Source organism: Nocardia wallacei (assembly GCF_029868745.1).
In the GTDB taxonomy this organism is placed as follows: Bacteria; Actinomycetota; Actinomycetes; order Mycobacteriales; family Mycobacteriaceae; genus Nocardia; species Nocardia wallacei_B.
Map to the genome: position 1 here is coordinate 35,588 of NZ_JARWOP010000295.1, position 13,408 is coordinate 48,995.

13 protein-coding genes and 1 pseudogene are annotated in these 13,408 nt (G+C 68.3%); 6 read left to right on the forward strand and 8 right to left on the reverse strand.

Annotation, left to right across the window (positions count from 1 at the left end):
- Positions 1-17 precede the first annotated feature (17 nt).
- Complete coding sequence (locus tag QH470_RS27245; RefSeq protein ID WP_280275208.1) at positions 18-1,691, forward strand: GMC family oxidoreductase; 1,674 nt, start codon at positions 18-20, stop codon at positions 1,689-1,691.
- On the opposite strand, the gene QH470_RS27250 is transcribed toward QH470_RS27245, so the two are convergent.
- A complete protein-coding gene (locus QH470_RS27250) occupies positions 1,648-2,142 on the reverse strand; it encodes a MarR family winged helix-turn-helix transcriptional regulator (RefSeq protein WP_280275209.1) in 495 nt (164 codons plus the stop codon). The genes QH470_RS27245 and QH470_RS27250 overlap by 44 nt on opposite strands.
- 122 nt (positions 2,143-2,264) lie before the next feature.
- Between QH470_RS27250 and QH470_RS27255 the strand changes: the two genes are divergently transcribed.
- Genes QH470_RS27255 through QH470_RS27265 form a run of 3 tightly spaced genes read left to right on the forward strand, consistent with a single transcriptional unit; the run spans position 2,265 to position 5,842 of the window.
- Positions 2,265-3,359: a spirocyclase AveC family protein gene (locus QH470_RS27255; RefSeq protein ID WP_280275210.1), complete on the forward strand. Its 1,095-nt coding sequence runs from the start codon at positions 2,265-2,267 to the stop codon at positions 3,357-3,359.
- 15 nt (positions 3,360-3,374) lie between these two features.
- Positions 3,375-4,193 carry a CbbQ/NirQ/NorQ/GpvN family protein gene (locus tag QH470_RS27260; RefSeq protein WP_280275211.1) on the forward strand — a complete coding sequence of 273 codons (819 nt, stop codon included), beginning with the start codon at positions 3,375-3,377 and terminating at the stop codon, positions 4,191-4,193.
- Positions 4,190-5,842 (forward strand): nitric oxide reductase activation protein NorD, encoded by a 1,653-nt coding sequence (locus tag QH470_RS27265; protein WP_280275212.1) that lies wholly within the window; start codon positions 4,190-4,192, stop codon positions 5,840-5,842. Before QH470_RS27260 ends, QH470_RS27265 begins: the two co-directional genes overlap by 4 nt.
- A gap of 6 nt (positions 5,843-5,848) precedes the next feature.
- Here the strand turns inward: QH470_RS27265 and QH470_RS27270 are convergent, their stop codons facing one another.
- Entirely contained in the window at positions 5,849-6,295 is a 447-nt protein-coding gene (locus QH470_RS27270; RefSeq protein ID WP_280275213.1) for a MarR family winged helix-turn-helix transcriptional regulator, read from the reverse strand.
- 103 nt (positions 6,296-6,398) lie between these two features.
- Between QH470_RS27270 and QH470_RS27275 the strand changes: the two genes are divergently transcribed.
- On the forward strand, positions 6,399-7,331 hold the full coding sequence (locus QH470_RS27275) for an NADP-dependent oxidoreductase (RefSeq protein WP_280275214.1): 933 nt from the start codon (positions 6,399-6,401) through the stop codon (positions 7,329-7,331).
- A gap of 82 nt (positions 7,332-7,413) precedes the next feature.
- On the opposite strand, the gene QH470_RS27280 is transcribed toward QH470_RS27275, so the two are convergent.
- The 6 genes and pseudogenes from QH470_RS27280 to QH470_RS27305 all read right to left on the reverse strand — a co-directional run bounded on the left by QH470_RS27280 (position 7,414) and on the right by QH470_RS27305 (position 13,008).
- On the reverse strand, positions 7,414-8,574 hold the full coding sequence (locus QH470_RS27280; protein WP_280275215.1) for a CoA transferase: 1,161 nt from the start codon (positions 8,572-8,574) through the stop codon (positions 7,414-7,416).
- Positions 8,575-8,601: 27 nt separating this feature from the next.
- On the reverse strand, positions 8,602-10,161 hold the full coding sequence (locus QH470_RS27285; RefSeq protein ID WP_280275223.1) for a class I adenylate-forming enzyme family protein: 1,560 nt from the start codon (positions 10,159-10,161) through the stop codon (positions 8,602-8,604).
- Between the two features lie 150 nt (positions 10,162-10,311).
- A pseudogene (locus QH470_RS27290) lies at positions 10,312-11,370 on the reverse strand (AMP-binding protein); the annotation flags it as partial.
- A complete protein-coding gene (locus QH470_RS27295; RefSeq protein WP_280275216.1) occupies positions 11,370-12,167 on the reverse strand; it encodes an enoyl-CoA hydratase/isomerase family protein in 798 nt (265 codons plus the stop codon). The gene QH470_RS27295 and the pseudogene QH470_RS27290, both read right to left, overlap by 1 nt.
- A 16-nt stretch (positions 12,168-12,183) precedes the next feature.
- Positions 12,184-12,873, reverse strand: coding sequence for an enoyl-CoA hydratase/isomerase family protein (locus QH470_RS27300; protein ID WP_280275217.1), 690 nt, complete (start codon positions 12,871-12,873; stop codon positions 12,184-12,186).
- 6 nt (positions 12,874-12,879) lie between these two features.
- Positions 12,880-13,008 carry a hypothetical protein gene (locus QH470_RS27305; protein WP_280275218.1) on the reverse strand — a complete coding sequence of 43 codons (129 nt, stop codon included), beginning with the start codon at positions 13,006-13,008 and terminating at the stop codon, positions 12,880-12,882.
- Positions 13,009-13,112: 104 nt separating this feature from the next.
- Between QH470_RS27305 and QH470_RS27310 the strand changes: the two genes are divergently transcribed.
- Positions 13,113-13,406: a hypothetical protein gene (locus QH470_RS27310; protein WP_425302791.1), complete on the forward strand. Its 294-nt coding sequence runs from the start codon at positions 13,113-13,115 to the stop codon at positions 13,404-13,406.
- The last annotated feature ends 2 nt before the right edge of the window (positions 13,407-13,408 follow it).

Below are 13,408 nucleotides of genomic sequence, written 5' to 3' on the forward strand. Positions count from 1 at the left end.
GGACAGCGGAGGTCTGGATGACGTGGGCACGGACGACCAAGGCTTCCGGCGGCCCGGGATCGGCCGACTACGTCGTGGTGGGATCGGGCAGCGCGGGCGCGGTCGTCGCGCGACGCCTGGCCGACACCGGCGCGACGGTGACGCTGATCGAGTCGGGGCGGCAGCTTCGCGGACCGCTCGTCACGGTCCCCGGCATGTGCGGGGCCATCCACGCGATGACGTCGCTGCAACGTCGCGTCACCTGGCCCGCCTACTCGGTTGCGCAGCGGCACATGAACAATCGCAGACTTCCCCAGTCCCATGGCCGGGCGCTCGGCGGCGGCAGCGTCATCAACGGCATGGCGTTCGTGCGTGGGAACCGCCGCAACTACGACGACTGGGCGGCCGACGGCGCCGCGGGCTGGGGATTCTCCGATGTGCTGCCGTCTTTTCGGCGGCTGGAGAGTTTCGAGGACGGGCCGAGCGAGCTTCGCGGCGGCACCGGTCCGATCGCGGTCGGACGGTCCACGGGTCTGGCTCCGGTCACCGAAAGCTTCATGGCCGCGTTGTCGGCGACGACCGGCATCGGGCCGAACGACGACTACAACGGGGCACAGCAGGCAGGCGTCGCCGCACTACAGCAGAGCATCGGCGCGGGCCGGCGGGTGGGCACCGATCGCGGGTATCTGTGGGCCGCCCCGCCCACTCTCCGGATAGTGACCGGTGTGACAGCGACCCGGGTCGTCGTGGAGAACGGCCGCGCGGTCGCAGTCGAGTTGGTAGCGGGCGGGAATCGTCGGATCGAGCCCGCGCGGGCCGGCCGTGAGGTCATAGTCTGTGCCGGATCGCTGGGCACGCCGCGTCTGCTGATGCTGTCCGGCATCGGCCGTGCCGCGCATCTGCGTGAGCACGGGATCGATGTCATCGCCGACCTTCCGGTGGGCGACAACCTGCACGATCATCTGTTCGTCCCGATGTCCTATCTCGCGCCCAGCGGTCGGCGCGCATCCCCGTTGAGCTTTGCCGGAGCGATGGCACGGGAATGCGTGCGCCCGCGATCGACATATCTGTCGAACACGCTGTTCGAGGCCGTCGGCTTCGTACACAGCGGAGTCCGGACCCGGACGGACGTGCCCGACCTGCAGATGTTCATCCTGCCCATGAGCTATCCGGAAAACCAGGACGAGCCGGGACTGCATCTGGCCGCCGACCCGTCGCCGTCGCTGACCCTGCTCCCTACGATGCTCTACCCGCAGAGCCGGGGGACGGTGCGGCTGGCGTCGACCGATCCGTTCGCCGCCCCCCTCATAGACCCGAATTACCTTGCCGAACCGCAGGATTCGGCGACCCTGATCGCCGGGATGGAGCTGGTGCGCGAGACGATCGGGCATGGCGCGGTCGCCTCGGAGGTGGGGCGCGAGGTGCTTCCGGGAGCAGGGGCAACCGGTGTGGACTTGGCGGAGTTCGTGCGGCGCAATGCGTCGGGTGTGTACCACCCGGTCGGAACCTGCCGGATGGGCACCGACGAGCGTGCGGTGGTCGATCCCCGACTGCGGGTGCACGGCATCGCGGGACTTCGCGTGGCCGACGCGTCGATCATGCCGAGCATCGTCGGCGGCAACACGAATGCCGCGGCGATGATGATCGGCGAGCGGGCCGCCGAGCTGATCATCGACTGTGGTCGGTCGCCTCGCCCGCACGCAGCGGATTAGGAACGGACGGCTGCGGTTCGCCGCTGAGCTTCCGGAGTGTGGCGATACAGGCATGAAGTTCGTCGAGCGACACCCCGGCGGCCTTGGCGCGGAAGTACTCGTGCAGTCGATGCAGCGATTCCTCTTGTGTCGCAACGCCTTTCCGGGTTACTTCGAGCCTCGTGACCCGGCGGTCGGTGGGCGACAACGTCCGTCGCAGCAGGCCCGCCGCGACGAGCTTCTCGATGTCCGATGTGATCGTGCTCGGCAGCACGCTGAGGAAATCGACCAGCAGTCCCGGGCGGTCGAGACCGGCGTGGACGAGAAAGACGATGCCCAAGGCGCGTTCGGAGATTCCGCGTCGCCGCGCGACCGGCAGCGTCAGGTTCGCGATCATCCGCCGCACGTCGGTCACGGCACCGAGGAAATCGACGATATCGCTGTCCTCAGCAGCGCCAATGGTGTCGGTCACGGAGTCAGACTGTACTCCATCTTCCCGAATATTCATTTTCTGAACTATATGGGTTACGCTCTACTTCGAGGCGAGAGTCGCCTCCTGCGCCCTGAGGTCGCGGGGGATCCGCACGGAGTGCCATGAAGTCGTCCGAATCAAAATCCACACCGTCATGGCGGACCCTCACCTGCTGGGTTGTCGCGGTTGTCGCGGCCGGGGCCATCCTCGTGACCTCCGAAAAGCACGGGCCGGCGGCACCGGACAACCGCAATCCCGACGGAGCGAATACGCCATTGCCCGTCGAACCGCTGCTTTCCGGGATCGACTGGATCACCGTCGGGCAGGTCGCGGCGATCGGCCTGTTCATCGCGACCGTCATCGCCTCGGTCTGGGGCTGGCGGCGCTATCCGGGGCATCCGGTGATATTGATGGTCATCGCGTCCAGCACGCTGTTCTGGCTCGACCCGTACAACAATTGGGCGATCGGCCTCGTCTACAACCCGCGACTGTGGCACTTTCCCCGAGAGTGGCCGTGGCTGAACATATCGCCGATCATCGAGCCGCTGACGTCGTTCGTCTACGCGCCCTACATCCTGCTTCCGTACTTCGTGGCGATGCCGATCCTGCGAGCCGTGCAACGCCGCCGCGAGCCGGACGCGCTCGTGTGGCGGCGCCCGTTGATCTGCCTGGCGGTGCTGACTTTCGTCGTCGGTCTCCTCTGGGACGCCGCCCAGGAGATCTTCCTGGTCCGCACCCAGTTTCTGACCTACTCGCATGTCATCGACTTCGGCACGATCGATGCGGGCAAGAACAGTCAGTTCCCGATGCTGATGGCGAGTGTGCTGATCACGATCGTGATGATCCCGGCGTCAGTGCTGCTCTATCGCGACGATACGGGGCGAACACAGGCGGAGAAGATCGCCCGGCGGTTCGGCTTCCACGCCCGCCATCCCAGGCTCGCAACGTTTTTGGTGATGGCGGTTGCGCTCAGTGTCGCGATGTTCGGCTTCAGCACGTCGTTCTGGGCGGTGCGCGCGACCGGCGCGGCGTCCACGGTCGCTTGCCCGTGGCCGTACCCGACCGCGAAGACGTGGGATCCGCGCGGATACTACGAATCCCAGGGCGCCCCAGGGCCTTTCACGTCCGGAGCCGCCGACACGTGGCAGATCGGGCAGCCCGACGGCCGACCCGCCCGCATCGACCAGGAATCCGACCGCTGCGGCCGCCATGATTGAGCGAACGGGACACCGATGACTCTGACGAACAGCGCCGCGCCGCAAAGCTTCCGGGAGACACCGTTCTACCGCCCGGTCGGCGACGAGGTCGAGATCTTCCGGGCGGCGGCCGGCCGCGGTCTGCCGTTGTTGCTGAAGGGTCCCACCGGGTGCGGAAAGACCCGGTTCGTGGAGGCCATGGCCGCCGAGAACGATCGGCGGCTGATTACGGTGGCCGGGCACGAGGACCTGACCTCCGCGGATCTGGTAGGCCGTTTCCTGCTGCGGGGCGGCGAAACGGCTTGGGTGGACGGGCCTTTGACGCGGGCCGTGCGCGAGGGCGCCATCTTCTATCTGGACGAGGTGGTGGAGGCGCGCCAGGACACCACCGTGGTCATTCATCCGCTGGCCGATCACCGTCGTGCGCTGCCGATCGATCGACTGGGGACGACGGTGCCGGCGGCGCCGGGTTTTCAGCTGGTGATCTCCTACAATCCCGGCTATCAAAGCGTGTTGAAGAATCTCAAGGAGTCGACGCGCCAGCGGTTCATCGCCATCGAACTCGGTTTTCCGCCCGCAGAAATCGAGACCGAGGTGGTCGCGCACGAAGCCGGGCTCGACAGCGGCACCGCGCACGCACTTGTGGTGTTGGGCAACACGATTCGCGATCTGGACGGATCGCCGCTGCGCGAGGTGGCGTCCACCCGGATGCTGATCCTCGCGGGCAGCCTGGTAGCGGAAGGATTGAGCCTGCGCGCCGCCGTGCGGTCGGCCGTGGTGCAAGTGCTGTCCGACGATCATGAGGTGGTCCGCGCGCTCGGCGAACTCGCCGACGCCGTGCTGCCCCGAGCATGATCTCCGCCGACGCGACAGGGCCGGGCCGGTTCCGGTTGCTTGCCGCTCATGTCGCCGGGCGTTCGGTCGAGGTCGCGTACGCACCGGCCGGGACGGCCGCGCACACCACAGGCCGGACGATCTTCGTCACGGCCGGGCGGCCCGCGGCCGAGCAGCGGCGCGAGCTGCTGGTGCAGGCCGCGCTGCTCGGTGCGGGAAGCCTGGATCCGCCTCTGGTGAAGGCGTTGCGACGGCGTCCTTCCCTGGCACGCCGCTATCTCGCAGTCGAAGGCCGCCGGGCTCTCACCGCACTCGCGGCCCCTCTCCGTGCTGCCGCCGATCTGCCCGTCGAGGGGGAAGCGAGCACCACGACCGCCGAGCACTCACTGGCGGTGGCGCGACGGCGTGGACCGGTCGCGGATCCACCGCCATGGTTCGGTGTCATCGAACCCGCCCGCCTCCTCGCCGCTGCGGATACATGGACCACCGGGAATGCGCCGCACTCGAGTTTCGATCCGCTCGACATTCCGGAGGCCGACGATCAGTCCGGCGGAAGCAATGCCGGGAAGTTCTTCGGGAATCCGTTTCTCAGTTCACGCACGCTGCTGGATCTCTTCCGCAATGGATTCGGTGCCGCTGGCCAGGGTGGAGACGGACCAGCCGCCGATATGAAAATCCGTGCCGTGCGCCGAACAGGTACGGCCGGAATACACGCGAGGCCGCTGTCCACGCGCATTCGGTTCGATGATGACGGCAAGCCGGACGCCATTCTCACGTCGGGTGGCGCCCTCTACCCGGAATGGGATGTCCACCAACAGAGATACCGGCCCGAATGGTGCCGAGTGATCGACTTCCCCTTGACGGACGAGGTCGACATCGCCGCCGCCGCGATCGCGCCCGACGACGTGCTGCGCCGGCGCCTGGCCCGGGTCGGTCTGGGCCTCGAGACCCTTCGCGGCCGTCCCGACGGCGACGAACTCGACCTCGAGGCGCTCGTCGACCTGTTTGTCGACCTGCGCTCAGGCTACTCGCCACCCGAACACGTCTACCGCGAACATCGCAGGCTGGCACGCGATCTCGGTGTTCTCATCCTGCTCGATGCCTCGGGGTCCGCCACCGAGACCGATACCGACGGCCTCACCGTGCACGACCATCAGCGCCGCGCGGCCGCCACGCTGGCCGCCACCCTCGAAGAACTCGGCGACCGCGTCGCCGTATACGGCTTCCGGTCACATGGCCGCCGCGCGGTCCATCTCCCGTCGATCAAGACATTCGGACAGCGCTTCGGCGCCGTGGAACGAGCACGAATCAACCGGCTCCAACCCACCGGCTACACGCGCCTCGGCGCCGGGATTCGCGGCGCGGGCCGAATTCTCGAGACTCGAGCGGGAACACGAAATCGATTGCTGCTCTTATTATCCGACGGATTGCCCTACGAGGACGGTTACGCAGGCCATTACGCCGAAGCCGACACCCGCAAGGCACTCGAGGAACTCCGTGGCGAGGGCATCGGCTGCCTATGTCTGTCGCTCGGTACCGACACCGAATCCCTCGATCGCGTCTTCGGACCCGGCGCCTACGCATGCGCCAGGACGCTGGCCGAACTGAGCCCTCGCATGGACGAACTCTTCCTCTCCTGCCTGCGGGAGTTCAGCGCGCCGACACCGTAGCCGAGGTCACGCGTGTTCCGCCGTGATGATTCGTTCCAAGGTCCGGCGGAGTGCGGCGAGGTTGTGGGATCCGACGACTCGCGCGCGCCGGGTGTCGATGTCGGCGAGGATTCGGGCGGCGGCCGCCTGGGCTTCGTGGCCCTGCGGGGTGAGGCGAATGATCTTGACGCGCCGATCGATGGCGTCGGCCGCGCGTTCGACGAAGCCGAGTTGCTCGAGTTCGGCGACGGCTTCTCCGACGGATTGTTTGGTGATGCCCGATCGGTCGGCCAGGTCGGTCAGTCGGGCTCCGGTGTCGTCGATGAACCGGAAGACGACGCCGTGGCGTGGCTGTATGCCGGGAAAGCCTTCCTCGGCCAGCCTGCGATGCAGCTCGGTCAACGTCAGGGCCTTCACCTGGTCCAGTAGCGCGGGCAGCGGTCGTTCCCACTGCCGAGGTTCTGCCTGGTCCACTCCCACCTCACTTTCGTCAGGGCATCTTATCAGGCTGCTTGACAATTATGATCAGGTCACCTTACTTTCTTGATGAGCGCAACCTTTGAGAGGGAGAGAAGAGATGAAGGCAGTGCGATACCACTCCTACGGTGGCAGTGAAGTTCTGGTCTGCGAACAGGTTCGGCGGCCGGTCGCGGGTCCGGGCCAGGTCGTGCTGAAGGTGTCCGGCACCTCGTTCAACATGCTGGACGTGGCGATCCGCGCGGGCATTCTGCGGGAGATGATCCCGGTCGCGTTCCCGCACATTCCGAACTGCGACGTAGCGGGCGTGGTCACCGAGGTCGGCGCGGGTGTGCGGGGCTGGAACGTCGGCGACGCCGTGATCGCATTGCTTCCGCCCGATGTACCGGGCGCGGCCGCGGAGTACGTCGCCGCGCCCGCCGAAGCGCTGGCGGCCGCTCCGCGCACTGTCCCGGCGGCCGACGCCTCGGCACTGCCTCTCGTCGGATCGACGGCCTGGCAAGCGCTGTTCGAGTACGCCGAACTGCAAGCGGGGCAACATATCCTGATCAACGGTGCGGGTGGCGGGGTGGGCGGATACGCCGTCCAGCTCGCCGTGCGGGCCGGTGCCGTCGTGACCGCCACCGCGAGCCCGCGCAGTCGCGAGCGCATTCGTTCCTACGGCGCGGAACGGATCGTCGACTACACCACCACGGCTGTCCCTCACGCGACCGACGGACAGCGCTTCGACGTCGTGTTGCAACTCGTACGCGACAGTTCCGAGAACACCGCGCAACTGGCGGAACTGGTCGCCGACGGCGGAACCTTCGTCAGCACCGCCACTCCCGGCCCAGACCATGCCGGGCGCGGAGTGCGAGTGCGGCAGGTCCTCGTCCGCAGCGATGCCGCACAGCTCGCCGAGCTGGTCAGCCGGGTCGACGCCGGAGACCTGACAGTCGATGTGGCCGAACGCCGTTCGTTGACCGATCTGGCCGCCGTCCACGACCGGGCCGTCGCCGGGCAGCTTTCCGGCAAGACCGTATTGATCCCCTGACCCACGCACACGCCCTACAACCACTTCACCTTCCGGGCCGCTGCCGCGCGGCTCTGTCGAATTGTCGTGCGGACAGCCGAAGTCATTCTCGCAGTACCGATTCGGTGTGTTCGCCGAGCCGTGGCGCGGGCCGGGCGGGGACATGGACACCGTTCACCGACATGGGCGCACCGGGCGCGAGGTAGTCGCCGATCCCGGGCTGGCGCAGCGGGGTGAACAGCGGATTCTCGGTCACGCGCGGCTCGGTGACGAGATCGGCGAAGCTACGGTAGCGCTCCCACAGCACCGAGGTACCGGCGAGGGCGGTGGCGACCTCCGTGCCGGTGCGGTCCTGGAACCAGGGTGCGAACAGGCCGGTCAGCACGTCGCGATAGCGGTAGCGGGCGCCTTCGTCGGTGAAGTCCACCCCCAGCGTCGTCGCCAGCGCGGCGACCGGCGCCGCGGTGCCGGTGAGTTCGGTGAGATCGCGAAAGTGCCTGGGGGTCAACGCGACCACCATGAACGACACGCCGTCGGCGCTGGTGAAGTGCTGCCCGTATTGACCGTAGAGGGCGTTGCCGAGGCGCGGGCGCTCCCGTCCGGTCAGCGCGGCCTCGGCGAGGAAGCCGAGGTTGCCCGCCGTGGCCAGCGCGACATCGTCCAGCGGCAGGGCGACCCGGCTGCCCTCCCCGGTCGTGTCCCGGTGCCGCACGGCCGCGGTGATCGCCAGTGCCGCATAGATACCGCAGAGCAGATCCCACGCCGGAAGCACGTGGTTGACCGGACCGTCGTGGTCGGCGGGCCCGGTGACGAGCGGGAACCCGGTGGCCGCGTTGACGGTGTAGTCGACGGCGGCCGTGCCGTCGGCGCGGCCCAGTATTTCCAACCGGATGAGGTCGGGCCGCCGGGCGGTCAGCGCATCCCAGTCGAGCTCCTCCCGTCCGGCCGTGTTGGTGAGCAGAATGCCTCCGGCGGGTCCGCTTTCTGTGATCAGGCGGGCGACGAGCTGCCGCCCGTCCGGTGAGCGCAGATCTACTGTGACAGAACGCTTTCCCTTGTTCAGACCGGCCCAGTAGATGCTTTCGCCCGCGTCGGTGAGCGGCCACCGGTGACAGTCGGCCGCTCCGCCGATCGGATCGACGCGAACGACATCCGCGCCCAGCTGTGCCAGCGTCATCCCGGCCAGCGGCGCGGCGACGAAACTGGATATCTCCACGATGCGCACACCGGCCAGGGGCTGTGTGGGCGAGGGGGCAGTGGTCACGCCACGATCCTTTCGACTACGGCGGCGTCATCGCGCCGACAACAGCTCGCGCAAACCGGCGATATCGACCTTGCCGGTCGCCCCGCGCGGGATATCGGCGTCGGAATCGAGCAGCGACCACACCGTGGGTACCTTGAAGGAGCTGAGCACCGCCCGGGCAGCGGCGCGGAGCCGGTCGGGGGAGGTGTCGGCGGTGTCGCACACCACCGCCGCGGCGACCCGATCACCTTGTGGCCCCGGGACATTGGTGACGAAGGCCTGGGTGACGCCGTCGAGACCCCGCAGGGCGGCCTCCACCTCGCTGGGGTAGACGGTGGCGCCGCTGACCTTGAACATGTCGTCGGACCTGCCGTGGTAGAACAGGAATCCGTCGTCGCCCAGGCACCCGAGGTCGCCGGTCTCGTAGTAGCCGTCCACGGTGTAGACGTCCTCCCGGCTGCGCCGGCACATCCCCCGCAGGATGTGCGGGCCCCGGATCTGGATGACTCCCACGATGCCGGAGCGTACCGGACGTCCGTTCTCCGGATCGGTCACGCGGACCTCCATTCCCGGAAACGGCCGCCCGCAACTACCCCAGGCCGAACGCGGCATATCCGTATCGGCGGGATACCCGCAGTAGGGGCCGAACGATTCCGTCATCCCGAACAGATTGGCGCGGGCCCCGGGCCGGGCGCGCAAATGCGCGGGCAGCAGCGCATCCAAGCTCCCAGGCCGCAGCGTCGGCACCGCGGTGCCGAGCGTTTCGGCTTGGCGCGCAAGCCTTTCCGCTTGATCTGGCCAGCCTCGGAACAGCGTGACACCCTCGCGTCGCAATAGCTCCAGCGTCGCCTCCGGGCGCGGGATCGACTCGGTGACCAGGGTGGCCCCCGCCAGCAGGGCCGAGAGGACGCCGCCGCCGAAGCCGCCGACCCAGAAGAACGGCATGGGTAGGTACAGGCGGGTGCCGACGCCGATACACCGGCTCGCCAGTCCCGAACGGACGGCGCCGCACGCGCTGCCGTGCGAATGCACGACGGCCTTGGGAAGTCCGCGGCTGCCGGAGGTGAACATGATGACGAGCGGATCCGCGGCGGTGACCGTGCCGGACAGGGCCGCGACGATCGCCGCGGCCCGCGGGCTCGCCCCGGCGGAGGCGATCTGCTCGGCGGTTCGGACCTGCCGGAGCGCGGGGAGCCGCGGATCCCACAGCGGGTCGCGCCCAGCGGTCGGACCGAGATCGTCGAGATAGCGCCGCCCCCGGAACTCCTCGACGGTGATCAGGAACTCCACGGCGGCGACGCGCAGTTGGGTACGGAGTTCGGGCGGCCGCAACAGCGTGCTGAGCGGCACGAGAACGGCGCCGATCCGGCCGAGCGCCAGCGCGATTCGCACCCACTCGGTGCCGTTGGGCATGAGCAGGGCCACCCGGGTGCCCTTGCCGACTCCGGCGTCGACCAACGCGGCGGCCGATTCCTCGGTCGCCATAGCGAGTTCGCCGTAACTGAGCCGGTGCCGCGGATCGATCACCACGGGGGTGTCGGCAGCGTCGGCCGCACGGTCCCGCACCAGTTGGTCGATCGTCAGCGCGGTGGCCTTCTCACCGGTCATCCCAGGCGCCTCGGCGCTGGTCTCGTTGGTCGCGTCGCGGCGGCCGATGAGGTGCACGAATCCGTCGCTGTCGATGCGCGCCATATCGCCGACGGGGAACCAGCCGTCCGGGTCGAAGCACTCCTCGCGGCCGCGCTTGTGGTACCCCTGCATGAGATACGGTCCGCGAAAACAGAGTTCGCCGATATCCCCGGCGCCGACGGGCACACCGGTGTCCGGGTCGACGATCCTGGTCTCGAAGCCGGGAGCGGGCTTGCCGCACGATCTCCGGCGGCGCTGATCGGATTCCTCGCTGATCAGGGCGATGCCGCCGGTCTCGGCCAGCTCCAGCAGGCCGTGCCGCATCGAGCACACGTTCCACTTTTCGGATTCCGGCATAGCGATCGGCACGGCGGGATCGGTGGCGTCGGAGCACAGCAGCGTCGACCCGGCGACGATGGTTGCGAGTAGACCTGATGCGAATCCGCGGATCGAGAAGAACGGCGAGTCGCAGAACAGGACGTGGTGCTCGGTGAGACCGCGGATCTCGTTGAGGTCGCGCTGATGACCGAGCAGCGCGGCGTGGGTGTGCACCACGCCCTTCGGCGCACTCGTGGCACCCGTGGTGTACACGATGGCCAGCGGATCGGAGCCGTCGACATCGTGTTCCATCGCTTCGATCAGTGGTTCGTCGACCGTGTGGGCGAGCCGCTGGATATCGGTGCCGCCGCGCACACACAGCGCGGTCGCGGGGCCGTCACTGATCGCGACATGCCGCAACTGCGGGACCGCCGCACAGAACAAGCGATCCAGCGAGTCGAGTTCGGCGCCGTCGAGGAGCTCGGTCAGTCGCTGGACGTAGTCGTGCGTGGTGGCAATCAGGATGCGAACATCACTGTGCACCAACATCTCTCGGAGTTCGCGCGGCGTGGCGAAGGTGGGGAGGGGAACGACGACGGCGCCGATCCGCGCGACGGCGAGTGCCGCGACGGCGAACGCCGTTCCGGTGGGCAGCAGCAGCCCGACATGGGTTCCCTTGCCCGCGCCCAGCGCGGCCAGCCCGCGCGCCATTCGGGACGAAAGGGCCTGTGCATCAGCATAACTCAGCCGATCCGCACCGCAGACGACCAGCGGATGGGTCGGCCGTGCCCACGCGCGTTCCCGCAGTACCGCCGCGAGGGTCGAGGACTCGATGGATGCGATCGCCTCCGTGGTGTCGTGGTCGGTCATCAGCGAATCCTCGGTCCGGGCAGGTCGACGTTGTCGGATCGGCCCGCCAATTCTGCTGTGCCCAAGGGGTTTCCGAGCCGTGTGTAGATGAGCCCCTGGTCGAGTGCGGCGCGGTAGGGCTTGTCCAGCGACTCCCAGATCGCCTTCACGGTGCCCTGCGTGGCGGCCGCGGGCTTGGCGGCGATGGTGGCCGCGATCTCGTGGGCGCGGGGCCACAGCCGGTCGGGGGAGAGCACCTCGGAGACCAGTCCGATGCGTAGCGCGGTCTCCGCGCAGACGCGTTCGTCGTTGCCCATCAACGCGATTCGCAGTGTTTCGCCCAGACCGATGCGCCGCCGCAGCCCGATCGGCTCGAGTGCCGACACCAGACCGGCCGAGACGTGCGAGTCGAAGAATGTCGCGTTCGTCGAGCAGATCACCACATCGGCCTCGTTGACGAAGTAGAAGCCGCCCGCGGTGCACATTCCCTGCACCGCGCAGATCACCGGCTTCCACATCTTCTGCCATTTCGGGCTGAGCGCTTCGCCGGGATCCTCGTGATGCCACACGCTCGACGGCTGGCCGTAGGGCTTCTTGATATCCAGCCCGGCGCTGAATGCCCTGGTCCCGGCGGCTCGCAGCACTACCGCGTTGACCGAGTCGTCCGCTCGGATCAGGCGCCAGGCCCGGGTCATCTCCTCGCACATGGTGCGGTCGAAGGCGTTGAGACGTTCGGGCCGGTTCAAGGTGATGGTGGCGACGCGGTCGTTCGCGTCGACATCGAGCCGGATGGTGTCGAATGCGGTGGCGGGCGACATGGTGCTCCCTCGTCGGTTATCGGCCCTGGAACTCCGGTGCGCGCCGTTGCCGGAACGCGGCCAGTCCCTCCTTGAAATCGCTTGTTCTGCAAGATAATTCGAGGTCGAAAAGCTCATGGTTCAGCGACTGGGTGAGGGTGGCGTGCTGACCGTAGGCGAGCGCCTGCTTGGCCAGGCCGATCGCGACGGTGGGGCCCGCGGCCAGGCGCGCCAGCAACTCGCCGCCGGCGGTCTCGAGATCGCCCGCCGGTACGCAACGGTCGATCAACCCCCACCCGGCGGCCTCGGCGGCGCTCACCTTGTCGCCGAGCAGCAGCATGCGCCTCGCGCGGGCGAGGCCGATCAGGCGCGGCAGCAGCCAGGTCGAGCCCGAGTCGGGGCTGAAACCACGGGTCAGGAACGGTTCCCAGAACACCGCGTCGTCGGCGGCCACGGTGAAGTCCGCGGCGAGTGCGAGGTTGCAGCCCATGCCGGTCGCCCACCCGCGCACGCTGCAGACCACGGGGAGATGAATGGTGTGCAGGAGTTCGATCACGCGGTGCGCCGCGTGGGGGATGCGCCGGACCAGGTCGCCGGTGCGCGGCCGCGGCCCGTCCGCGGCGTTCCCGGTCACCCAGTCCACGCCCGAACAGAAGTCGGCGCCGGCGCCGCGAAGATTGATAGCGCGCAACGAGTCGTCGGCCGCTGCCACCGTAAGTGTGTTCACGAGGGTCTAGACCAACGGCCGGGTCAGCGAATTCCGCTGCCGGGTGCGATCGATGACGAGGTGCAGGACCGCGCCGTCACGGTCGATCGTCACCGAACCCTCGGCGTCGGATCCGGTATTCGCTGGCTCGCTCACTGTCCCACTCCGCATCCAACAAGCATACTGTTTTACATACCGTATGTGATACCGTTGTGCATTGCACAATGTAGCAAGCATGGGACGTGGAAGAAAGAGGACGCATGCCGCAGAACGGGCAGTCCAGCCGGCCTGGTCCGGAGGGGGGATCCGGATTCGGTGCGCAGCCGCTCGCCCAGACCGTGGCAGCGGCGGCGGCCATCCGGCGGCTCACGGGGCTACTGCTGTCGTTGGAACGGCCGCATGCGGCAGTGGACGACCTACTCGCGCGGCTGCCCGACTGGGAGGCCGCGCTGGCGGGGGGGGGGGCGGGGGGGGGGTTGGGCCCGGGGGGGGGGCGGGGGGGCGCGGGGGAGGCGGGGGTGTTGGGTGGCCCCCGCCCCCCCCGGCGGGGGTGAAA

Bases quoted from the DNA above. Each gene is read 5' to 3' on its own strand.
- QH470_RS27245 (WP_280275208.1), top strand. From the start codon at position 18: ATGACGTGGGCACGGACGACCAAGGCTTCCGGCGGCCCGGGATCGGCC.
- QH470_RS27255 (WP_280275210.1), top strand. From the start codon at position 2,265: ATGAAGTCGTCCGAATCAAAATCCACACCGTCATGGCGGACCCTCACC.
- QH470_RS27260 (WP_280275211.1), top strand. From the start codon at position 3,375: ATGACTCTGACGAACAGCGCCGCGCCGCAAAGCTTCCGGGAGACACCG.
- QH470_RS27265 (WP_280275212.1), top strand. From the start codon at position 4,190: ATGATCTCCGCCGACGCGACAGGGCCGGGCCGGTTCCGGTTGCTTGCC.
- QH470_RS27275 (WP_280275214.1), top strand. From the start codon at position 6,399: ATGAAGGCAGTGCGATACCACTCCTACGGTGGCAGTGAAGTTCTGGTC.
- QH470_RS27285 (WP_280275223.1), bottom strand. From the start codon at position 10,161: ATGACCGGTGAGAAGGCCACCGCGCTGACGATCGACCAACTGGTGCGG.
- QH470_RS27295 (WP_280275216.1), bottom strand. From the start codon at position 12,167: ATGTCGCCCGCCACCGCATTCGACACCATCCGGCTCGATGTCGACGCG.
- QH470_RS27310 (WP_425302791.1), top strand. From the start codon at position 13,113: ATGCCGCAGAACGGGCAGTCCAGCCGGCCTGGTCCGGAGGGGGGATCC.